The sequence below is a fragment of the Nannocystis exedens genome (genome assembly GCF_002343915.1).
Taxonomy (GTDB): Bacteria; Myxococcota_A; Polyangia; order Nannocystales; family Nannocystaceae; genus Nannocystis; species Nannocystis exedens.
On the sequence record NZ_NETK01000001.1, the window covers coordinates 7,378,185 to 7,399,152 of the forward strand.

General features: G+C 71.7%; 13 protein-coding genes. 4 read left to right on the forward strand and 9 right to left on the reverse strand.

The genetic code is table 11. The features are described 5' to 3' along the window. Positions 1-23: 23 nt before the first annotated feature. The 5 genes from NAEX_RS29060 to NAEX_RS29080 form a co-directional block, all read right to left on the reverse strand. Positions 24-1,793, reverse strand: a complete 1,770-nt coding sequence (locus NAEX_RS29060) for an alpha/beta hydrolase family protein (RefSeq protein WP_096330734.1) — start codon at positions 1,791-1,793, stop codon at positions 24-26. Between the two features lie 58 nt (positions 1,794-1,851). Beyond that, positions 1,852-3,204, reverse strand: a complete 1,353-nt coding sequence (locus tag NAEX_RS29065; protein ID WP_100792849.1) for a DUF4215 domain-containing protein — start codon at positions 3,202-3,204, stop codon at positions 1,852-1,854. 146 nt (positions 3,205-3,350) lie between these two features. After that, positions 3,351-7,388, reverse strand: a complete 4,038-nt coding sequence (locus NAEX_RS29070) for an AAA-like domain-containing protein (RefSeq protein ID WP_096330736.1) — start codon at positions 7,386-7,388, stop codon at positions 3,351-3,353. Further along, positions 7,385-8,440, reverse strand: coding sequence for an AAA-like domain-containing protein (locus NAEX_RS29075; protein ID WP_170136092.1), 1,056 nt, complete (start codon positions 8,438-8,440; stop codon positions 7,385-7,387). Before NAEX_RS29075 ends, NAEX_RS29070 begins: the two co-directional genes overlap by 4 nt. A gap of 80 nt (positions 8,441-8,520) precedes the next feature. Continuing rightward, on the reverse strand, positions 8,521-9,627 hold the full coding sequence (locus NAEX_RS29080; protein WP_170136093.1) for a metallophosphoesterase family protein: 1,107 nt from the start codon (positions 9,625-9,627) through the stop codon (positions 8,521-8,523). Between the two features lie 266 nt (positions 9,628-9,893). On the opposite strand from NAEX_RS29080, the gene NAEX_RS50855 reads away from it, so the two are divergent. The 3 genes from NAEX_RS50855 to NAEX_RS29095 all read left to right on the forward strand — a co-directional run bounded on the left by NAEX_RS50855 (position 9,894) and on the right by NAEX_RS29095 (position 13,841). Beyond that, on the forward strand, positions 9,894-12,632 hold the full coding sequence (locus NAEX_RS50855) for an energy transducer TonB (protein WP_096330739.1): 2,739 nt from the start codon (positions 9,894-9,896) through the stop codon (positions 12,630-12,632). Between the two features lie 326 nt (positions 12,633-12,958). Beyond that, positions 12,959-13,399, forward strand: a complete 441-nt coding sequence (locus NAEX_RS29090; RefSeq protein WP_096333769.1) for an Hsp20/alpha crystallin family protein — start codon at positions 12,959-12,961, stop codon at positions 13,397-13,399. A gap of 43 nt (positions 13,400-13,442) precedes the next feature. Beyond that, positions 13,443-13,841 carry an Hsp20/alpha crystallin family protein gene (locus tag NAEX_RS29095; RefSeq protein WP_096330740.1) on the forward strand — a complete coding sequence of 133 codons (399 nt, stop codon included), beginning with the start codon at positions 13,443-13,445 and terminating at the stop codon, positions 13,839-13,841. 205 nt (positions 13,842-14,046) lie between these two features. Here NAEX_RS29095 and NAEX_RS29100 read toward each other — a convergent pair whose 3' ends face one another. Further along, positions 14,047-16,356 (reverse strand): hypothetical protein, encoded by a 2,310-nt coding sequence (locus tag NAEX_RS29100; protein WP_096330741.1) that lies wholly within the window; start codon positions 16,354-16,356, stop codon positions 14,047-14,049. Between the two features lie 466 nt (positions 16,357-16,822). On the opposite strand from NAEX_RS29100, the gene NAEX_RS29105 reads away from it, so the two are divergent. Further along, entirely contained in the window at positions 16,823-18,244 is a 1,422-nt protein-coding gene (locus NAEX_RS29105; protein WP_143825647.1) for an OmpA family protein, read from the forward strand. 507 nt (positions 18,245-18,751) lie between these two features. Here NAEX_RS29105 and NAEX_RS29110 read toward each other — a convergent pair. The 3 genes from NAEX_RS29110 to NAEX_RS29120 form a co-directional block, all read right to left on the reverse strand. Continuing rightward, entirely contained in the window at positions 18,752-19,618 is an 867-nt protein-coding gene (locus tag NAEX_RS29110; RefSeq protein ID WP_096330743.1) for a hypothetical protein, read from the reverse strand. Then, complete coding sequence (locus NAEX_RS29115) at positions 19,615-19,992, reverse strand: response regulator (protein WP_096330744.1); 378 nt, start codon at positions 19,990-19,992, stop codon at positions 19,615-19,617. Before NAEX_RS29115 ends, NAEX_RS29110 begins: the two co-directional genes overlap by 4 nt. A 119-nt stretch (positions 19,993-20,111) precedes the next feature. Then, positions 20,112-20,963, reverse strand: a complete 852-nt coding sequence (locus NAEX_RS29120) for an alpha/beta fold hydrolase (protein WP_096330745.1) — start codon at positions 20,961-20,963, stop codon at positions 20,112-20,114. Positions 20,964-20,968: the final 5 nt, after the last annotated feature.

Consider the following 20,968-nt stretch of genomic DNA (forward strand, 5'->3'; position numbering starts at 1 on the left):
TCGCGCGGGCGAGGCCGGGCGGCTCATTTCCCGCGCGGCTTGGCCGGCGCGGGCGCGGGGCCGGCCTTGACCTGGCCCAGGAGCCAGTTCGTGAGCTGGCCGAGGAACGCGGGGTCGACGGTGCGGGCGGCGTCGAGGTAGCGGGCCGGGGTGGAGTTCTCGGGCTCGGGCTTGAACAGGTGGTCGAGGTCGGCGAACTGCTTGAGCTCGGCCTTGCGTTTGCGGCGCTTGGCCAGCTTCATCAGCTCTTGCGGGTCGCGGTTCGGGTCGACCTCGAAGTCCTTGGTGCCCTGGGCGATCCACAGCGGCGCCTCGCCGCCGGCGATCAGCGCCTCCGGCGAGACCTGTAAAATTTCCCGCACCCACAGCGCCTGCGAGGCCAGCTCGGGCGGCACGCCCTGGCCGGTCTTGAGCGCCTGCAGCGTCTTCTCCTGGGTCTTTTTGGCGTCGTCGCGGAGCTGGGGCGGCACCGCCTGCAGGGCTGCCTCGCCCTGCGCGCGCAGGATCTGCTCGTAGGGGCGGCCGGGCGCGGCGAGCAGGGCCACCGCCTTCACGCCCGGGTCTTCGGCGGCCAGGGTGAGGGCCTTCCAGCCGCCCTCGCCGTGGCCGACGAGGACGATGCGGTCGGGGTCGACCTCGTCCTGGACCAGCAGGGTCCGCAGCGCGCGGCGGGCGTCCTCGAGCTGGCCGAGGTAGGAGACCGGGCCCTCGGCGCTGCTGCCGAAGCCGCGCTCGTCGAAGCGGAGGACCGCGAAGCCGGCCTCGGCGAGCGCGTCGGTGATCGTGTGGCTGCCGAGGTCGACCGGGGGCGGGCCGGCGAAGCCGAAGCGGTCCTGCTGGCCGGTGCCGGGCAGCAGGAGCGCGCCGGGGAACGGGCCCTTGCCGGGCGGCAGCAGGACCTCGCCGGCGAGCGCGGGCTCACCTGGCCTTCCGGGCAGCTCGACCTCGCGGCGGGTGAACTTCGCGCCCGGCGGCGGGCTGTACTTGAGGACAGGTGGCCCGGCGATCTCCCACTCGGGCCAGGCGGGCGGCTGGACGGGGACCTGGATCTCGACGTCGTCGGCCTCGATCTGGACCTTCTCGATCCGGCCGTCGCGCAGCTCGATCGTCTCGCCGAGGTTGGTCTTGACGGTGGCCCGCCCGGGCGTCGCGGGGTCGGGGATCGTCAGCGTCGCCGTCCACTCGGTCGGCATCGAGCCCGACAGGCTGACCAGGCGCCAGGCCAGCTCGCCGGCCTCGAGGCGGCGCAGGCCGAACATCAGCTCCTCGTGGAAGATCGCCGAGAAGGCCATGTACGCGTCGCCGCTGCGGTAGGTGATCTCGTCGCGCTCGCGGCCGGAGCTGAAGTGGAGCGCGTCGCCCTTGCGCTCGAACGTCAGCTCGGCGGCGTTGCTGCGCTCGAAGCCGCGGACGAGGTCGCCGCGGGCGTCGACGACGATCTCGCCGGAGCTGCGCAGCGGCTCGGCCGGCTTGCCGTCGCGGCCGGGCGGGCGCAGCTCGATGCGGGTGGCGAAGCGGAAGCGGCCGGGCTCGCCGTCGACCGGGCCCTCGTAGCGGCCCCACGAGGTGCCGATCGGCTTGCCGGCCTGCATCATCGTGTAGACGCGGACCTCGCCCGGGCGGTAGAGCTTGTCGACCGCGGCGCCGGGCCACGACAGGGTGACCTGTCCTTCGGAACCTGTCTCCGGGGACTTGGACTCCTCGGTCGGGATCTTGAGGCAGCCGCCCGCGAGCGTCAGCGCGAGGGCAGCCGTCAGGGCGCGGGCGGCGAGGGCGAGCGGGCGGGGGCGCATGGGCCCCGGGGATAGCCCAAGACGCCGGGCGATGCCACCGCCGCGGCGAGCGCGGCGCTCACAGGTCGCGGCACAGGCGGAAGCTGTCGAAGCGGGTGATGTCCGGCAGCGGCTGGCCGCCGGTGTAGCCCCAGACCTGCAGGCGGGTCAGCGACTTGCTCCCGTCGAGCAGCGGGAGGATGTCGTGCAGGACCCACCCGTCCAGCTGCTGGTTGGAATAGAAGGTGCTGCCGACGGTGTTGTCGGCGTAGCCCCACTCGACGTACATCGCCGGGTTGTCGGCGGCGTCGTGCCAGGTCCAGAAGTCGGCGCTGACGAGCTGCGCGACCGGGGTGGCGGCGAAGGTCTGCTGGACGTGCCAGTTGTCGCTCGCTTCGGCGGCCCACACGCCGTCGTGCGGGTTCATCGTCACGACCACGCCGCCGTTGGTGGTCCACGGGGCGAGCGCGCCGGACTCGAAGCCCTCGTTGACGAGCAGGCTGACCTGGCCGGGGCCGCACAGCGACAGGACCTCGACCTCGCAGGTCGGGCTGCAGCCGTCGCCGGAGACGTCGTTGCCGTCGTCGCAGTCCTCGCCGGCCTGGACGACGCCGTCGCCGCACGCCTCGACCTGGCAGGTCGGGCCGCAGCCGTCGTCGGCGTCGGTGTTGCCGTCGTCGCAGGTCTCGCCGAGGCCGGCCTGGGTGACGCCGTCGCCGCACGCCTCGATCGCGCAGGTGTCGCTGCAGCCGTCCTCGGCCGCGGTGTTGCCGTCGTCGCACTGCTCGCCGAGCTCCATCGTCAGCACGCCGTCGCCGCAGCTCTCGAGCACGCAGGCGGCGCTGCAGCCGTCGTCGGCGTCGGTGTTGCCGTCGTCGCACTGCTCGCCGAGGCCGGCCTGGACGACGCCGTCGCCGCACAGCTCGCTGACGCAGGCGGCGCTGCAGCCGTCGCGATCGGCGGTGTTGCCGTCGTCGCAGCCCTCGCCCGGGCCCTGGTCGCCGTCGCCGCAGACGTTGAGCACACAGCCGGCGAGGCACGCCTGGCTCGGGCCGTTGTCGCCGCCGTCGTCGCACTCCTCGCCGTCCTCGACGAGCCCGTTGCCGCACTCGGACGCCGGCGCGGTGCTCCCGTCGGTGGTGGTCGAGTCGTCGGTCGTCGCCGTGCTCGTGGTCGTCGTCGTCGAGGTCGACGGATCGCCGGTGGTGGTCGAGTCGCCGTCGGAGGCGGTGCCGTCGTCGGTGTCGGAGGTCGTGGTCGGGACGCCGGTGGTCGGGGCGTCGGTGGTCCCCGGCTCGGTCGTGCTGCCGTCGGTGGTGGTCGAGGACGGCTCGAGCGTGTCGGTGGTGGCGACGGCGTCGCCGCAGGCGGAAAGGGACAGTAAGGTAATGGCCGCGAGGGCCGGGGTCGCGCAGCGGGCGAGGGTCTTCATCGCAGCCATCGTACCAGCGCCGCGACAGCGGCGAGCGCGGGCGCGGGCGCACATGGCCTTGGGGACATGTGCTCGGCGGGGGCGCCCCACATGTCGCACCGGGCGCGGCCGGCGAGCCGGCGAGCTGTCCCGGGGGACAGGTCCTCTCAGATACCGGCGAGGCGGCAGTCGGCCTCGACCTGCTCGAAGTCGTCGCGGTGCGGGGCGAGCTCCTCGCAGGCCTTGCGCAGCAGGTCCTCGACCGAGGTCGGGTAGAGCTTGATGCGACCGTCGCGGCCGGCGGTGACGATGAGGCGGCCGTCGGGCGAGAACTCGGCGTGGTTGACGGCGGCGGCGTGGCCGTGCAGCGTCGCCAGCAGGTCGTAGTTGGACGAGTCGACCGGCGCGTCCCACAGCTTGGCGGTGTTGTCGGACGAGGCGGTGACGATCCGCCGGCCGTCGTTCGAGAAGGTGGCGTGCAGCAGCGAGGCGGAGTGGCCGAGCAAGGTGGCGAGGACGTGCGGGCGGTCGTCGGGGCCGGACATCGACCACACCCAGGCGTCGCGCGCGGTGGCGAGGACGAGCCGGCCGCCGTCGCGCGAGAACGCGGCCGAGGCGATCGCGCCGGCGGCCGGGTCGAGGGTGGCGATCTCGCTGCCGTAGCGGGCGACCCACAGCTTGGCGGTGTGGTCGGCGCTGATGGTGACGACGGTCTCGCCGTCGGGCGAGAACACGGCGCCCTCGACCGGCGCGCTGTGACCGACGAGGTCGGTGATGAAGCGCAGCGCCTCGGCGTCGATCAGCTGGGCGGTGTTGCTGTCGCGGCTGGCGAGCACGACGTAGCGGCCGCCGGGGGCGAAGCCGGCGATCGCCTGCTGGCCGCGCGTGCCCTGCCACGGCTCGCCGACGACCGCGCCGGTGGTGGCGTCCCATATGCGCAGGGTGTCGTCGGCGCCGGCCGAGACGATGCGCGTGCCGTCGCGCGAGAAGCTGGCCCCGAGGACATGTCCCGCGTGGCCGAGGACGGCGACCTCGTCGCCGGTGGTGGCGTCCCACAGGCGCAGGTTCGAGTCCTCCTCGGCCCAGGTGAGCAGGCGGCCGGAGCCGTCGCCGGCGAACACGGCGGCGACCACCGGGCCGGCGTGACCCTCGAGCGTGCGGATGTTGCGGGTGCTGACGACGTCCCACAGCCGCGCGGTCTTGTCGTCGCTGGTGGTGACGATCCGGCTGCCGTCGGGCGAGAAGCGGGCCAGCCGCACCGAGGCGCCGTGGCCCTTGAGGGTCGGCACGGCGTTGTTGAGCGAGCCGTCCCAGATCCGCGCGGTGTTGTCGCCGCCGACGGTGAGGATCCGGGCGCCGTCGGGCGAGAACTCGGCCGCCAGCACGGCGGCGGTGTGACCCTCGAGGGTGGCGATCGGCTGGCCGCTGGCGCTGTTCCACAGCCGCGCGGTGTTGTCCTCGCTGGTCGTCAGCACGCGCGAGGCGTCGAGCGAGAACCTGACCGAAAGGACCTGTTCCGTGTGCCCGGTCAGCGTGGCCGCGACCTCGCCCTTGACCGGGTCCCACAGCTTGACCGCGGTGCCGGCGCCGCCGCCGGTGCCGGCGCCGACGGTGGCGACGCGGCGGTCGTCGGGCGAGAAGGCGGCCTGCTTGAGCAGCTCGCGCGAGTCGGTCAGGCTGGCCAGCTGCTTGCCGGCGTTCGACCACACGATCGCCCGCGCCAGGCTCCACGTCAGCACCCGGTCGCCGCTGGCCGAGAAGCTGGCCCCGAGGACAGGATCGCCGTGCTCGAGGGTGGCGACCGCCGCGCCGGCGGTGGTCCACACCCGCGCGTCGCCGTCCTCGCCGACGGTCACGAGGCGGTCGCCGAGCGGCGAGAACTGCACCGCCGCGACGGTGCCCTTGTGCCGCTTCAGCTCGGTCTTGAGCTCGCCGGTGTCGAGGTCCCACAGGCGGGTCACGCCGTCGCTGCCGCCGGTCGCCACCAGCGCGTCGCCGTCGGCCAGGGCGATCGCGGTGACGTTGCCGCTCTGGGTCCGCGGCAGGTCCCGGGCCTTGTTGCCGCGGATGTCGACGAGGTGCGCGCCGCGGTCGACGCCGAGGAAGTAGACGCTGTAGCCGTTGTCCGACAGGCCGGCGACCATCCGCTGCGGCGGCACGGACACGTTCTTGTACTCCTCGAGGTTGTCGCCGGTGGCGGCGTTCCACAGCCGCGCGATCTTGTCGGCGCCGACGCTGAAGATGCGGGTGTCGTCGCGCGAGAAGCTGGCCGAAAGGACAGGCGCGTTGTGCTCGAGCACGCGGATCGTCTTGCCCGAGACGGCGTCCCACAGGTGGGCGGTGCCGTCCTTGCTGGCCGTGAGCACGCGGGTGCCGTCGTGCGAGAAGTGGGCGCCGTGGACGGCCTCGGCGTGGCGCAGCACCAGCGGCCGCTGGACCGGGGTGGCGACCGCGGCCGCGAGGCCCTGCATCACCCGCGGCGGGACCTCGCCGTCGCGGGCGAGCGCGTCGGCGGCGGCCTTGATCGCGGTGAGCAGGGCGTCGCGCTCCTTGCCGGGCTGCTGGGCGTAGAGGAGGGCGTCGGCGCCGAGGCGGTCGAGCCGGGCGTCCTCGCTGCGGCGCTCGGACATCCGCGACAGCTGGTCCTTGCTCTGCTCGGCGACCACGAACTGCCGCACGGTCACCGCGAGCAGCAGGCCGAGGGCGGCGACGGTGCCGGTGAGGATCGAGATCGTGCGCCGCTGCGAGACGGCGCCCTCCTCGGCCCGCTCGCGCCGCTCTCGCTCGATGTCGGCCCGGTAGCGCTCGCGCTCGGCCTTGCGCTGCTCCTCGAGCGCGGCCAGGCGGGCCTGCTCCTGCATGCGCGCGGCCTCCTCGAGCCGGTGGCGCGCCTCGGCCTCGCGGCGGGCGAAGTTGAGGCCGGCGAGCAGGAACTCGTGGTCGCCGAGGGTCAGGTCGCTGCGACCCTGCGACCACGCCAGCGCGTCCTCCAGCGCCGCGCCGCGCAAGAGGTAGTCGTCGTGCCGGCCCGAGCTGTCCCAGCGGGCCACGAACTCGGCCAGCCGCTGCTCCTTCTCCCGCTCGCGCAGCCACTTGTGGTCGTAGACCTCGGCGAACACGAGGTTGCGGACCCGCAGCACGATGTCGCCCTTCTCGCTGCGCGCCTCGGCCGCCAGCCCCGTCAGGCGCAGCTCGATCTGCACCGGGTTGTTCGGCTCGGCCGGCACCGGCTCGCCGCTCAGGATCCGCCGGTACAGGTCGAGCATGTCGCGCGCCCGCGCCCGCGAGGCGTTGGCGTTGAGCCGCTTCTCGGCGTAGGCGAGGTTGGCGTCGGCGGTCCGGCCGTTGCGCACGAACAGGGTGTAGGCCGAGTCGTCGACCCGCTCGGCCTCGGTCTTGTCGCTGACCGGGCCGCGCCGGACCAGGTCGTCGCATAGCCTTTGAGACATGTACGGATGGCCAGATGTCCAGGCGTACACGGCGTCGAGCAGGGCGTCGGGGCTGCCGCCGAGGCCCTCGAGCCCCGGGCGGAAGGCGTCGAGCTCGCCGCGCGAGAAGTCCTCGAGGCGGATCTCGCGGCCGATGTTGAACGGGGTGCGGACCGAGTTGGAGATCAGGTCGGCCGGGGCGGCGACGCCGAGCAGGCAGAAGGTGAGGCGCTCGTAGGCCGGGTCCTCGGCCCGCAGGTTGTAGGCCGAGCGGATCGAGGCGAAGAAGTCGTCGGAGCTGAACGGCAGCGCCAGCACCGACTCGACCTCGTCGATGAAGATGACGATCGGCACGTCGGTGCGGTCGAGCAGCTCGTTGCGGAGGAAGCGGTACCAGCGGTGGACCGGGGTGAGGTTCTGGTGGGTGCTCCAGAACAGCTCGGGGCTCGGCAGGCCGATCGACTCGGCGATCTCGACGGCGATGCTGAAGTACCAGTCGTCGATCGAGACCAGGGTCGAGCCGATGTTGGTAAAGTCGATGCTGACGCAGCACACGCCGCCGGCGTGCAGCCGCTTGGCCGCGCGCACGCGCAGGCTGGTCTTGCCGATCTGCCGCGGCGCGAGGATGTAGCAGAACTCGTGCCGCATCAGCGCCGACAGCAGCTCGCGGTCGGCCTTGCGCTCGATGTAGAAGGCGCCGGCCTGGACCGCGCCGCCGACCTGGAACTGGGCGCCGTGGTGGCCCGGGCCGCCCGAGTTCGGACGCGCGAGGGTCATGGCCGCAGCCGTTCGTACAGCCGGTAGCGCAGGCGGTAGAAGCCGACCTTCTCCTCGACCGCGATCCCGCTGCTCTCGAGCGCGGCCGAGGTGTCACTGTCGAGCTCCGCCAGCGAGTCGCTGCGCAGCCGCTTCACGCCGGCCATCATCTCGGGGTGGAGGTGGAGGCGCCGCGCGTAGCGCTGGAGGAAGTCGTCGAACAGGTTCGACGGCTCGGCCAGCAGCTCGCGCGCCGACAGCCCGCCGGCGAGGTTGGCCCTGTGCATGGCCAGGCGCACGAGGTACGGGTGCCCGCCGACGAGGCTCATCAGCTCGGTGTAGTCCTGGTGCGTCCACTCGAGCCCGTAGAGGTGCGACAGCGTCTCGACCTGGTCGCGCGTGAGGTCGCCGAGGACGATCGGCGGGCTCAGGTTGAACGGCGACTGCGTGGTCCGCTCGATCAGCCGCCGCGGCGTGGTGCTGATGCCGAGCACGAGCCGCAGCTTCTCGAGCCGCGGGTCCTCGGCCCACGCGCGCAGCATGCCGAACCAGTCGTCCTTGAACGGCAGACCCCACACGGCGTCGACGCGGTCGAGCGCGAGGATCACCCGCGTGCTCGCCAGCGGCAGCACGTTGTCCCGCATCAGCCGGCCGAGCTTCTGGTTGACGCTGCCCGGCGACTTCCACAAGGTCGGCACCCAGTCCTCGGGGCCGCCGATCGAGCCGACGATCTGGAACGCGAACTCGCGGATGAAGTTGGCGTAGTCGCTGCGCGACTCGTAGTCGAAGGTGTCGAGGTTGATCGCCACCACCCGGCAGGCGCCGCCGTCGGCCTGGTAGACCATGTCGGTGAGGAACTGCGACATCCAGGTCTTGCCGAACTTGTCGGGGCCCCACAGCACGACCGGCGCGCCCGGCTGGTCGAGGTAGTTGAGCGCGGTCCGCTCCTCCTCGGCGCGGTGGACGTGCCAGTTGATGTTGTAGGGCGCGCCCGGCGGCTGCACGCGGGCGGCGATCGACGAGTAGAAGATGCCCGAGTCGCCGGGCGCCCCGCCCGACAGCGAGGTGATCACGCCGAGCGGGATCGGGGCGGTCTGCGAGATCGACGGGTGCGAGCCGGACGTGCTGGCCGAAGGGACAGGCCCCGTGGCGATCAGGTTGGCAGGGTTGACCGGCGGCGGCGGAGGCGGGGGCGGGGGCGCCGCCGCGGCGGCGGCAGCGGCTCGGGGCGCGTGCCCTGGTCGTCGCCGAGCTCGAAGGCGTCGAGGTCCTGGACGATGCGCCAGTGGCCGGCCGCGTGCTTCTTGGCCACCCGCGGCCACAGCCGCAGCGTCGCCTCGTTCTTGTCGTCGACGGTGATCCGCGCGGCGGTGTAGCCGTGGCGGCGGTCGACGTTGCCGCCGTAGACCTCGAGGCCGAACAGCGAGCTGCCCTGAAGCTCACGCCGGCCCTGCGCGCCGCCGATGGCGACCACGCTGCTCGCGTGCTCGTGCATGTGCCCGTAGATGTGGGCGACGAACCGCCCGGGCGGGGCGATCTCTCCCATCAGCTCGTCGCGCGCCTTGGCCTGCAGCCAGTTCGGCGGGTGGTGCGTCATCAGCAGAGCGAAGTCGCACTCCTTGACCCACGCCGGCCCGTCGCCGCCGCAGGCCGCGTGCAGCTGGCGCACGTCGAGCGCCAGCTTGCCGGTGTAGTCGCCGTCGCCGAGCTGCAAGAAGGCGCTGTTGAGGCCGACGATGCCGAGCTTGAGCCCGTCCTTGGCCAGCACCGCCGAACAGTCGCCCGGCAGCATGCCGCGCTGCAGCTGCAGCCCGGTGAACGGGTGGCTCTTCAGCCACTCGCTGTACGGCGCGAACGCCTGGTCGACGAGGGCGCGGTAGGGCGAGCTGGCGTCGCGCCAGAACTCGACCTGTACTTCGGGATAGGTGTCCCAGCGGCCGAGCACCAGCGACTCGGGGCGGCGCGGGTCGGGGCGGATGAGGTCATGGTTGCCGGGGACGGCGACCAGGGCGGGGGTCGAGCCGAGGGCGCGGAGGTGATCCCACAGCTGCTGCAGCGTTTGGTTGAGGCGCGCGAACTCGGCGGCGCTGCCTCGCTGGGTCAGGTCGCCGCTGAACAGGACCAGGTCCCACGGGCCGCAGCGGGCGTGCAGCTTCTCGAGGTCGGCCAGCAGGACCTCGCGTACGCCGGGCCACAGCCATCCCTGGGCCTCGAGGCCCTGGTGGAGGTCCGTGAAGTGAAGCCAGCCGAAGGAGCGCATGGGAGCGGAGCTGCGCGGCCAAGGGGCCGCATGGAGCGGATACCAGTGTACCACCGGGGGCAAGCGGCCTTGCCGCGTCGGCGCGGCTTTCGACCCCGCGATCGAACGATTGTCCGGCGGCCCGCCGAGGCAAGCCGGGAACGAGACATTACGCAGGAGCTGGGGCCCCGGCTTCCCGGCCCGGCGCACGCCCGTGGGGCACCCCCGCGCGCCCGGCTTCGGCGGCACTAGCCAGGGGCGCCGGGCTTGGAGCATGCTCCTGCCGCTTGCGCCCGCGACCTCGCCGCCTCGCCTGCCTCCGGATCGGGACCGCCGGCCTGCGTGGGCTGGGCGCGGTGCTGACCCTCGCGGCGGCGCTGCACGCCGGTTCCGCGCGTGCGCAGGACCCGGCGGAGCTGGTCCAGCCGGTGCTGCAGAACAGCGTCGAGCTCGAGTACCCCGAAGCGCTGCGGCGCATGCCCGCGCCGCCCTCGGGTCAAGTCGTCGTCAAGCTGGTGGTCGGCGTCGACGGCGTCCCCAAGGAGCTCGAGGTCGTCCAGGGCGTCCACCCCGAGCTCGACGCGCTCGCCAAGTCCGCCGTCGCCCAGCTGCGCTACACGCCGGGCCTCTACAAGGGCCGCCCGATCGAGGTCGTGCTCAAGGTCGGCATCGACATCGCCGCCCCGCCGCCGCTGCCGCCGGAGCCGGCGGAACAGCCGCCCGAGGTCGACGCGGGCGAACCCGCGACCGACGCGGGCGAACCCGCTCAGCAGTCCCAAGGGACAGGTCCGGTCCGGCTGCGCGGCGTGCTGCTCGAGGCCGGTCAGCGCGTCCCGGTCTCGGGCGCGAGCGTGCTCGTGGTGCCGGCGCCGCCGGACTGGCCGGTGGGACAGGTCAATAAAAAGATCTACGGCGACGAGCCCGAACCGGCCTGGACCATGCGCGCCGAGACCGCCCCCGACGGCTCCTTCGAGCTGCGCGGCGTGCCCGACGGGAAGATCCGCATCATCGCCCTCGCGCAGGGCTTCGACCGCTACGAGGTGGTCGAGGCGCTCGCCAAGGGCGACCTGCTCGAGGTCAAGTACTACGCGCGGCGGCTGGTGTCGAACCCGTTCCGCACGGTGGTCAAGCAGCGCCGCGACGCCCGCGAGGAGGTCGCGCGGCGCACGATCACGCCCGAGGAGATCTACAACCTCCCGGGCACGCAGGGCGACGCGCTCAAGTCGCTGCAGAACTTCCCCGGCGTCGCGCGGGCGCCGTTCGGCCTCGGCCTCCTGATCATCCGCGGCGCCGCGCCGGGCGACTCGAAGACGTACCTCGGCTACCACGAGATCCCGCAGCTGTTCCACTTCGGGGCGCTGTCGTCGACCTTCAACTCCGACATCCTGGCGCAGATCGACTTCATCCCCGGCAACTTCGACAGCCGGTTCGGCGACGCGATCGGCGGCATCATCAACGTCAACCCGCGCAAGGGCCGGCGCGACGGCTACCACGGCTACGTCGACGCCGACGTGTTCGACGCCGGCATCATGCTCGAGGGCCCGATCAAGAAGGGCAGCTTCGTCACCAGCTTCCGCCGCAGCTACGTCGACGCGATCCTCAAGGCCGCGCTGCCGAAGGACATCGGCCTCGGGCTGTCGCAGGCGCCGCGCTACTACGACTATCAATTCCTGTTCGACTACCCGGTCGGGGGCGGCGAGCTGTCGGTGCGGTGGTTCGGCTCCGACGACCGCCTGCGGGTGATCGCGCAGGGCCCGAACGAGACGATGACGGGCTCGGAGAACCAGGCGCGCACGGCGATCCTGTTCCACCGCCTCGACCTCGTGTACCGCAAGCAGGACGGCCCGTGGGACTTCCTGGTCACGCCGTCGATCAACTACCAGTCGCTGACCGGGGCGTTCGGCGGGCTGTTCACCTTCAACTTCCCCAAGTACGAGTTCAGCTGGCGCGCCGAGGCGTCGCGGCAGCTGAGCGCGCGCTCGGCGATCCGGATCGGCACCGAGCTGCAGGCCGGCCGCTACGAGATCGGCGCGCGCGCGCCGAGCGTGCCGGCGGCCGCCGGGACCGGCGACACCGGCGTCTACAACGTCGCCGACGTCGGCCAGAACTACGCCACCCCGGCGATCTACACCACCGCGACGATCGGCCTCGGCGAGCGCTTCACGCTCTACCCCGGCGCGCGCATGACCTACTACGCGCTGCAGGTGAAGAAGGCGACCGTCGACCCGCGCGTGCGCTTCAACTGGCAGGTCGGCGAGAACACGGCGATCAAGGGCGGCGTCGGCCTCTACAGCCAGATCCCCGACCTCATCAGCCTCGCGCCGGTGTGGGGCAACCCGCGCTCCGGCATCGAGCGGGCGGTCCACACCAGCGTCGGCGTGGCCCAGGTGTTCGACAGCGTCGGCGTCGAGGCCGAGGTCACCGGCTTCTACAAGTACGTGTTCGACCGCTCGACGTCCTCGAGCGTGCTCATGCGCGACCCGGTCTCGGGCGACATCCGGCTCGAGAACTTCGCCAACCAGGGCATCGGCCAGATCTTCGGCATGGAGCTGCTGGTCCGCAAGGCGCTGACGAAGCGGCTGTTCGGGTGGGTCAGCTACACCTTGATGAAGAGCCTGATCCAGGCCCGGCCCGGCGCCGAGTATCGGCCGTTCAGCTTCGACCAGCCGCACATCCTCACCGTCCTGGCCGTCTACAAGCTGCCGCGCGGCTGGCAGATCGGCGGCCGCTTCCGCCTGGTCAGCGGCAACCCGTCGGTCGCCTACTTCGACAGCGCCTTCGTCCAGGACGGCTACGAGCCGTGGTTCGGCCGCGACGAGCGGCTGCCGGCGTTCCACCAGCTCGACCTGCGCGTCGACAAGCGCTTCACCTTCAAGCGCGTGACGGCGAACTTCTATCTCGACATCATCAACGTCTACAACCGCCAGAACGGCGAGGCGTGGGTCTACTCGTACAACCTGCAGCAGCGCCAGCTGCAGACCGGCCTGCCGATCTTGCCGTCGCTCGGCGTCCGGCTCGAGTTCTGACAGTGACGGCGCCTGACCCGGGCGCCGGCCTCATCGGACAGCGAAGCGGGCGACGGGCACAGGCGCGCCGGCGTCGGGCGCGCGTGAGCCTGGTCGCACCTCGTCGCGCCGGTTCGTGGCGCCCTTGACACTCGAGGACCCGGCAATAGTTTGTCAGCGCCGGTGCGGGACGACCCGCCGAGGCCGCCGAGAGCCCCGCGAGGGCTCGGGTGTTCACCACCACTCTACCACCGATCCGCGGGACGCCACGTGCCCGCGCGACGGGGGGCGCGGCGGAGCTCGACCGCACCAACAAGACCGACGAGAGCGACACAGGAGACACGACCATGCTGAGCTACTGGATGGACTTCAACGACCCACTGCGCACCTTTGACAGCCTCCGCCGGCGCATGGACCAGGCGCTGCGCGAGTTCGCCGACACCGAGGGCCGCGGCCAGGCGCTGGCCTTCCCCCGCGCCGCCCTGCGCGACGCCAAGGACGCGTTCGTCCTGGTCGCCGAGGTGCCCGGCCTCACCGACGCCGAGCTGCAGCTGTCGGCCACGCAGGACAGCCTCACCGTCAGCGGCGAGCGCAAGGCCAACGCCCCCAAGGGCTACGCCGTGCACCGGCGCGAGCGCGGCGACCTCCGCTTCTCCCGCAGCTTCGCGCTGCCGGCCCGGATCGACGTGGAGAAGGTCAACGCCGAGCTCAAGAACGGGCTCCTGGTGGTGACCATGCCCAAGCACCCCGAGGCGCAGCCGAAGCAGATCGCGGTCAAGGCGGCCTGAGCGAGCGCGACCCCACGAGATCACGAGAGGAGAACTTTCAGCCATGTCTCAAGAGACCACCACCCAAGTGACCCAGTCGAAGCCGAACACGCCGGCCGCCGAGAGCACCCGCGGTCGCCCCGTCGTGGCCCCGCCGGTCGACATCTACGAGAACCAGGAGGAGTACCTGGTGCTCGCCGACCTGCCCGGGGTGAAGACCGACGACGTGCAGATCCGCTTCGAAGACGGCGAGCTGACGATCCGCGCGTCGCGGGCCGACATCGACCACGGCGAGGTCCTCGGCGCCGAGTTCACCGCCGCCGATTACGTCCGCCGGTTCTCGATCCCCGAGACGGTCGACGCCTCCAAGATCGACGCCAAGCTGCAGGCCGGGGTGCTCGAGCTCACCCTGCCCAAGGCCAGCCGCGTCAAGCCGCGCCAGATCGCGGTCAAGTCGGCCTGATCGCCGTTCCTTCCCCCCCTGCGAGGTCGCGTCCCCTAGCGAAGGGAGGTGCAACGTAAAAGAGGCGCATCCTGAGAGGCGCGCAGGCTCTGGCCTGCGCGCCTTTCCTTTTTCTCGGCCCTCGTCCTGCGCGGACCCAAGCGGAGAGGCCGCCGCGTCGGGCGACGCGGCGGCCTCGCGGGACATGTCCCTCAGGACCTGTGTCTCACTCCACGCAGCTGGCGACGAAGTTCGAGAAGCAGGCGTTGATCTGCGACTTCGTGTACATGCCGAACTTGCCGTTGGCGTAGGTCGTGTCCATGAAGGTCTTCATGGCGACGACGTTGTTGTTGGCCTTGAGGCGGATGACGATCGTCATCTCGCCGCTCGCCTTGTGCGTCAGCTCGAAAGTGTACTCGGTGGCCTCGGTCCAGCCCATGGTCGAGAACTCGCCGACGGGCACGAGCAGCTTCGAGTTGGCGGTGTCGGCCGGCTGGAGCCGGTCGGCGCACGATTGCGGGTCGTTCATCGGGTCGGCGACATCGATGACCTTGACCTGCATGCCGGCGGGCAGCTGACCGCCGCAGTTGGCGAAGTCCTGCGTCGCTTGCTTCCACGAGAACAGGTAGTAGTGGTCGGTGTCCTGGATGCCCCACATGAAGCCGATCCAGTCGTCGTCGTTGGCGTCGTCGGTGACCTGGAAAGAGCCCGTGATGGTGGCGTTGTCGAGGTCCCAGCCGCAGAACAGCGCCGCGCTCTTGCCGTTGATCGTCTGGCACAGCGTCTTGGTGTTGTCGTTCCACACCCAGTTGGTGGCCGCGTCGGCCTCGTCCGGGAAGTCGTAGGTCTCGCAGATGTCCGGGTCGAGCAGCAGCGTCTGGTTCTTGAGGTAGACGGTGACGCTGTCCGAGGCCATGTTGCCCTCGCCGTCGCTGACGTCGATGGTGTAGGTCGTCGGGCCGACGGGGGTCGCCGTCGGGTTGGCGATCGTGCCGTTGTCGAGGGTGTCGGCCGGGGTCCAGTTGTAGGCGTAGTTGCCGTCGCCGCCCATGGCCACCGCGTTGAGCTGCGCGGGCATGTTGAGGTCGACGCAGATGCTGTCGCCGGCCTCGACCGAGAGCGGGTCCCAGCACTTGAGGCCGTCGTCGTCGCAGCCGTGCTCGCAGGTCTGGACGTCCTCGGCGGTGCCCTGCTCGTTGCAGGTGTGGAGGTCCTTGTCGACGCACTTGACCTCGTTCGGGTTGCAGCGCGCGCAGTTCTCGTGCACGGCCGGGTCGCGGTCGGTGCAGTCGGTGCCGGGCTCGACGCCGGGCTCGGGCATCATGTCGCCCCAGTCGTCCTCGTCGGCGTCGGTCATGCACGCCGTCGGGTCGTCGTTGGGCGCGGCGCCGGGGAAGGTGAACGCGTCGTTGTCGTCGCAGTCGGTGCCGGGCACGGCGCCGTCGTCGTCCGGGTCGGGATCGGCCCAGCCGTCGCCGTCGGCGTCGGTCTGGCACACGTTCGGGTCGACCTCGTTCTCGGCCACGCCGGGGCCGGTGGCTGCGTCGGCGTCGTCGCAGTCGGTGCCCGGCATGACGCCCTCGGGCGGCATGTCGTCGCCCCAGCCGTCGCCGTCCTCGTCCTCCATGCACGCGCTCTCGGAGTCGTTCTCGGCCGCCCCGGGGAAGGCGTTCGGGTTGTCGTCGGCGCAGTCGGTGCCGGGCACGGCCTCGGGCACCGAGGGCATGTCGTCGCCCCAGTCGTCGCCGTCCATGTCGGTCATGCACGCCTCGGGGCTGTCGTTGGGCGCCGCGCCGGGGAAGGTGGACGGGTCTTCGTCGGCGCAGTCGTTGCCCGGCGGGACGTCGGGATCGTCGGGCATGCTGTCGCCCGAGCCGTCGCCGTCGGAGTCCTGCGTACACTGATCGGCGGGCAGGTCCTTGGCCGCGCCGGGGAAGATCGTGCCGTTGTCGTCGTTGCAGTCGGTGCCCGGCTCGACGCCCTCCGGCGGCATGTCGTCGCCCCAGCCGTCCTCGTCGGCGTCCTCCATGCAGGCGGTCATCGACTCGGCCTCGGCCGCGCCCGGGTACGCGTTGGCGTTGTCGTCGGCGCAGTCGGTGCCCGGCTCGACGCCCTCGGGCGGCATGCTGTCGCCCCAGCCGTCGCCGTCGGCGTCCTCCATGCAGGCGGTCATCGAGTCGTTCTCGGCCGAGCCCGGGAACGCGTCGGCGTTGTCATCGGCGCAGTCGTCAGCGTTGGGCACCGACCCGGGGAACATGTCCGGCTGGCACATCGTCGGGTCGCCGAAGCCGTCGCCGTCGGCGTCCTTGCACCACATCTCGCCCATGCCCATGGTCGACGTCGGCGTGTCCATCGTCGTCGTCGGCGTGGTGTCGGTCGGGTCGTTGGTCGTGGTCTCGGTCGTCGTGTCCGAGTCGCTCTCGCTCGCCGTGACCTGCTGACACGCCGGATTGTCGGCCTGATTCCAAACGAGGCCGTCGTCGCCGCACACGTTGCCGCAGCCCTCGAGCGCGAGCAGGCCGAGGCCGCCTACCAAGCTGGTTCGCACATCAATTCGAAGCATGCGGCGATGGTGAGCGCGGCCGTGCCGAGGCGTCAAGCGCGTCGAGGTCGTCGCTCACGCACACACGCACGAGCAGACCTCGGCGCGTGGGCGCTCACCTCGCGCTCACGATGACATGTCCCGAGGTTCCGGGCGGGCGCGGGCGGGCGCGGGCGGGCGCGGAGCGGGCGCCCGCACGAATCGTGGTGGTCGCGCCGCAATTGCTCGCAAAACGCCAGTCAGGGGCCGCCAGAAGGGCAACATGTCGCATCGTACAGGTCGCGATTGCGGAGGTCCGTGCTGGGCCCGGTGTGATCCGCGTCGTCGCGTTCGCGACTAATTCGGCTAGGCAGCGCCGCGGATCTTATGTACAAACCTGGCCGCCGTCGGTGCATGTGACGGCAGTCGTCTCAGCGTGGGTTCGACCATGTCCAAATTCTCTTTCTCTGTCGTGGCAGCCATGGCCCTCTCGATCTCCTCGACCGCGCGCGCGGCCGAGCCCGCTGGCGCGGCCGCGGGCGGCTCGGTGTCGGTCTCGCCAGCCGGTGCGTCGGCCGACGCGAACGCGTCGAAGAAGGCGAAGAAGAAGGGCCGTGCGGCCGACGGCGACAACACCCCGTGGATCAAGCGCCACCGCCCGACTCGCAACCAGCTCGAGCTCGGCATCTACGGCGGCATCCTGCTGCCGGCCAAGGACCACGAGCTCTACAACCCGAGTGACCCCAGCGTCACCTGGCAGTCGTACAAGACGGTCGCGCCCGACATCGGCCTGCGGTTCGGCTACTACCCGCTGTCGTTCCTCGGCCTCGAGATCGAGGGCGGCGTGGCGCCGACCAAGACGGCGACCTCGGGCCAGAGCGCGGTGCTGGGGATGTTCCGCGGCTACGGCATCCTCCAGCTGCCCTACCGCATCGCGCCGTTCGCCCTCATCGGCTACGGCCTCATGGGCACCAGCGGGCTCGGCAAGGACATCGACCCGACGCTGCACTTCGGCGGCGGCGTGAAGTTCTACATCAACCAGCGCCTGCTGCTCCGCCTCGACGTGCGCGACAACGCGACGGCGCAGTACCGCACCGACGGCGGCCGCACCAACCACCTCGAGGTCCTGCTCGGCCTGTCGATCGTCCTCAACAAGAAGAAGCCGGCTCCGGCGCCGGATCCGGACAGCGACGGCGACGGCTTCAAGGACAAGGTCGACAAGTGCCCGACCACCCCGGGCGTCGCGCCCGACGGCTGCCCCCTGGCCACGCCCGAGCCCGACAGCGACGGCGACGGCTTCCTCGACAGCCAGGACGCCTGCCCGCAGGAGCCGGGCGTCGCGCCCGACGGCTGCCCGGAGAAGGACAGCGACGGCGACGGCTTCCTCGACAGCAAGGACAAGTGCCCCGACGTCCCCGGCGTCGCGCCCGACGGCTGCCCGCCGCCCGACCGCGACAAGGACGGGATCCCCGACGCCGAGGACAAGTGCCCCGACATCCCGGAGACCAAGAACCAGTACCAGGACCAGGACGGCTGCGCCGACGAGGTGCCCAAGCAGGTCACCAAGTTCACCGGCGTCATCAAGGGCATCTTCTTCGACGTCGACAAGGACACGATCAAGAAGACGTCGCGCCCGACCCTCGACAACGCGGTCAAGGTCCTCAAGGACTTCCCCGACGTCAAGGTCGAGATCAGCGGTCACACCGACAGCACCGGCGACCGCGACCACAACATCGACCTGTCGAAGCGGCGCGCCGACGCGGTCAAGCAGTACCTGGTCGACAAGGGCGTCGACTCCGGCCGGATCACGACCCGCGGCGCCGGCCCCGACGAGCCGATCGCCGACAACAAGACCGCCAAGGGCAAGTCGCAGAACCGCCGCATCGAGTTCAAGCTGCAGTGAGCTGTCCCGCGGGACAGGCTCGGCCCGGGTGACGCGCCTCGCGGAGGCGGGCCACCGGGCCCACGGCGCCGGCTCCACGAGCCGGCGCCGGCGCTCGAGGGGCGAGTTACAAAGAGCTGTCCGGCGGGACAGCATCGGCCCGGTGATGCGCGCCGCGGCGGCGGCTCGCGCAGCACGGGGGCACGCGAGACGGCGGCTGCGGGAGCGGGCGCTCGCGGTCGGCGCCGCAGGGGATGTCCTGCGGGACAGGCTCGGCCGGGTGACGCCTCGCGGACGCAATTCTGGCGATCCGCGGCATCGAGGGGTCATGGGCCCGGGCGGCAGGCTGTCTTTCAGAGCATGTCCTGATGCGAATGGCGCGAAGGACATGCTCCAAAAGCCATGTTGTTCCGCGGGCGCTCGAGCGAGCGGGCGTCTGGTGCCGGCGCCCGCCTTCGCGCGACGCCTCGTCGGGATCCCGAGGGAGCGGACGCCGGCCCGCCCTTCGGACATGTCCCGAGGGACCTGTCAGACCGCCGCGCTCGAGCGCCGCGCCCGGGCCTGAACCTCGGCGGCGGCGAGCACCGCCTCGGCGTCGATCGACTCGTCGCCCGGGCGCCACTCGAGGTCGGCCTCGTAGGCCTTGAGCGGCTGGTGCAGCGCGCGCAGCCGCTCGAGCGCGCGGTCGAGGCGGTCGAGCGGCTCACCGAGGTCGGGGTTGCGGCGGCGCACGGCGGCGCTGGCGAGCGCGATCACCTGGAGCGGCGTGTTCGACAGGTCGCGCACGGCGAGCAGCAGGCGGGCGGTGCGTCGCGCGTCGGCGGCCTCGGTCTGGGCCTGCACGAGCGCGCGCTCGGTGGCCAGGCCGCGCAGGCGGTACAGGAGCAGCACGGCGGCCACGGCGCCGTAGACGAGCATGACCAGCGGCTCGCTGGTGTCGATGCGGCCCTGCAGCGCCGGGTCGAGGCGACCGAACTGGATCACGGGGATCAGCGCGAACGCGAAGATGCAGAGGAGGCCGACCCAGCGCTCGGGAGCGAGGATGGCGACGGTCAGCGTGCCGAGCTTGTGGACCTGGAACGGGATCAGGTTCGGGTCCTGCAGCTGGTACGGGCCCATGAGCCCGGCGGAGACGAGGATCGCGGCCTGATTGACGATGAAGAGCGTCGAGCCCAAAAGCACGCTCTGCGGCCGCCGGCGGTGGATCACCAGGATGAAGGCGGCGATGAGGAAGCCGACCACGCTGGCGCCGAACACCGGCCACCACGGGGCGGGCCCGATGTCGCGCCCGCGCAGGATGTCGAGCGGGTAGAGGCACGCGTTGAGCAGCGCGGCGATCAGCGTGCCGCGCCAGACGTGGCGGGCGTGCAGCGCGGCGAAGTCGTGCGTCTTCAATCGGGCTCCCGCTCGAGCAGGCGGGCGATCGTCGGCACCGGCAGCGGCTTCTCGTACACGCGCACGCCGGCGAACTGCCGCGCCTCGGCGACCAGCGGGTGCGAGGCGGCGTGACCGGTGAGGAACACGACCTGGCCGCGGTAGTTCTGCTCCCGCAACCACTTGTAGGCGTCGAGCCCGCTCGGCAGGCCCGGCCCGAGGTTGATGTCGAGGATCACCAGGTCCGCGCCGAGCACCTGCTTGCGGTTGTGGACCAACTCGTCGACGCTGCCCACCGTCAAACACTCGCGCTCGGCGAGCAAGGCGACCACATCCACGAACAAGTCGCGCAAATCCTTGTCGTCGTCGAGGAAGACCACGCCGGGATGAGCCACGACGCCACCTTAGCACCGCTTGCGGGAGAACCGGAGGCGGCGCCTGCGGCGCCCCGGCAGGGTTAAAGCGGATAGGTCCGCACCCGCGGCCCGTCCCGCGGGCGCAGGGCGCGGGCGATTCACCTCAGCTCGTCGACGAAGGCGGCGATCCGGTCGGCCACGGCGCGCGGGCGGTCGAGGTACGGACAGTGGCCGAACTCGTCCGGCTCCTCGATGCGCACGTGCGCGGGGACGGCCCGGCGGAAGAACTCCAGGGAGGCGCTCGGCAGCAGCCGCTCCGACCGACCCCACAAGATGAGCGTCGGCGGCCTTAGGGCAGCCAGCTCGTCGGCCGTGAACATGTGCTCGGGCCGGAACGACTCGAGGCAGTGCCGCAGCGGACCGAGCGCGAAGCGGCGCAGGATGTCGGGCGCCAGGAGGGTGTTGTACCAGGGCGGCTCGTGATAGAGGCGGTCGAGGAGATCGCGCGCCTGGCCGAGCGAGCGGACGCGGAAGCTGCCCGTCAACGCCGCGAAGTCCTGAGCGTCGAGCAGCGCCCCCGCCGGTGAGGCGAGCAGCAGCCCGCGCACCCGCTCGGGGCGCTCGAGCGCGTAGCGGATGGCGAACGCGCCGCCGAGCGAGTTGCCGAACAGGATCGCCGGCTCGCGCAGCCGCGCGTCGAGGAAGTGCGCCATCGCGGCGTAGGCGTCGTCGACGGTGAGCCGCTCGCTGGCGCTCGAGCTGAACCCGTGCGCGGGCGCCTCCGGGACCCAGATCTTGCCGACCCGCCGCCGCAGCATGGCGATCACCCGCGCGAAGCTGCTGCCGCTGGCGCCGAAGCCGTGGAGGATGACGACCGGCGGCGCCTCGCCGTCGCCGTGCGCCTCGTAGTAGTGCAGCCGCCCCTGCGGCGTGGCGTGGTACTGGCTGGCGATCCCGAGCGAGAGGAGGCGCCGCCGGATCATGCGCTCGGCGAGGGGCAGGACGAACATGGTCG

What these genes read in the sequence shown, in the direction of transcription:
- NAEX_RS29060 (WP_096330734.1), bottom strand. Translation starts at nt 1,793, where the DNA reads ATGCGCCCCCGCCCGCTCGCCCTCGCCGCCCGCGCCCTGACGGCTGCC.
- NAEX_RS29065 (WP_100792849.1), bottom strand. Translation starts at nt 3,204, where the DNA reads ATGAAGACCCTCGCCCGCTGCGCGACCCCGGCCCTCGCGGCCATTACC.
- NAEX_RS29105 (WP_143825647.1), top strand. Translation starts at nt 16,823, where the DNA reads ATGGCCCTCTCGATCTCCTCGACCGCGCGCGCGGCCGAGCCCGCTGGC.
- NAEX_RS29090 (WP_096333769.1), top strand. Translation starts at nt 12,959, where the DNA reads ATGCTGAGCTACTGGATGGACTTCAACGACCCACTGCGCACCTTTGAC.
- NAEX_RS29120 (WP_096330745.1), bottom strand. Translation starts at nt 20,963, where the DNA reads ATGTTCGTCCTGCCCCTCGCCGAGCGCATGATCCGGCGGCGCCTCCTC.
- NAEX_RS29080 (WP_170136093.1), bottom strand. Translation starts at nt 9,627, where the DNA reads ATGCGCTCCTTCGGCTGGCTTCACTTCACGGACCTCCACCAGGGCCTC.
- NAEX_RS29095 (WP_096330740.1), top strand. Translation starts at nt 13,443, where the DNA reads ATGTCTCAAGAGACCACCACCCAAGTGACCCAGTCGAAGCCGAACACG.
- NAEX_RS29070 (WP_096330736.1), bottom strand. Translation starts at nt 7,388, where the DNA reads ATGACCCTCGCGCGTCCGAACTCGGGCGGCCCGGGCCACCACGGCGCC.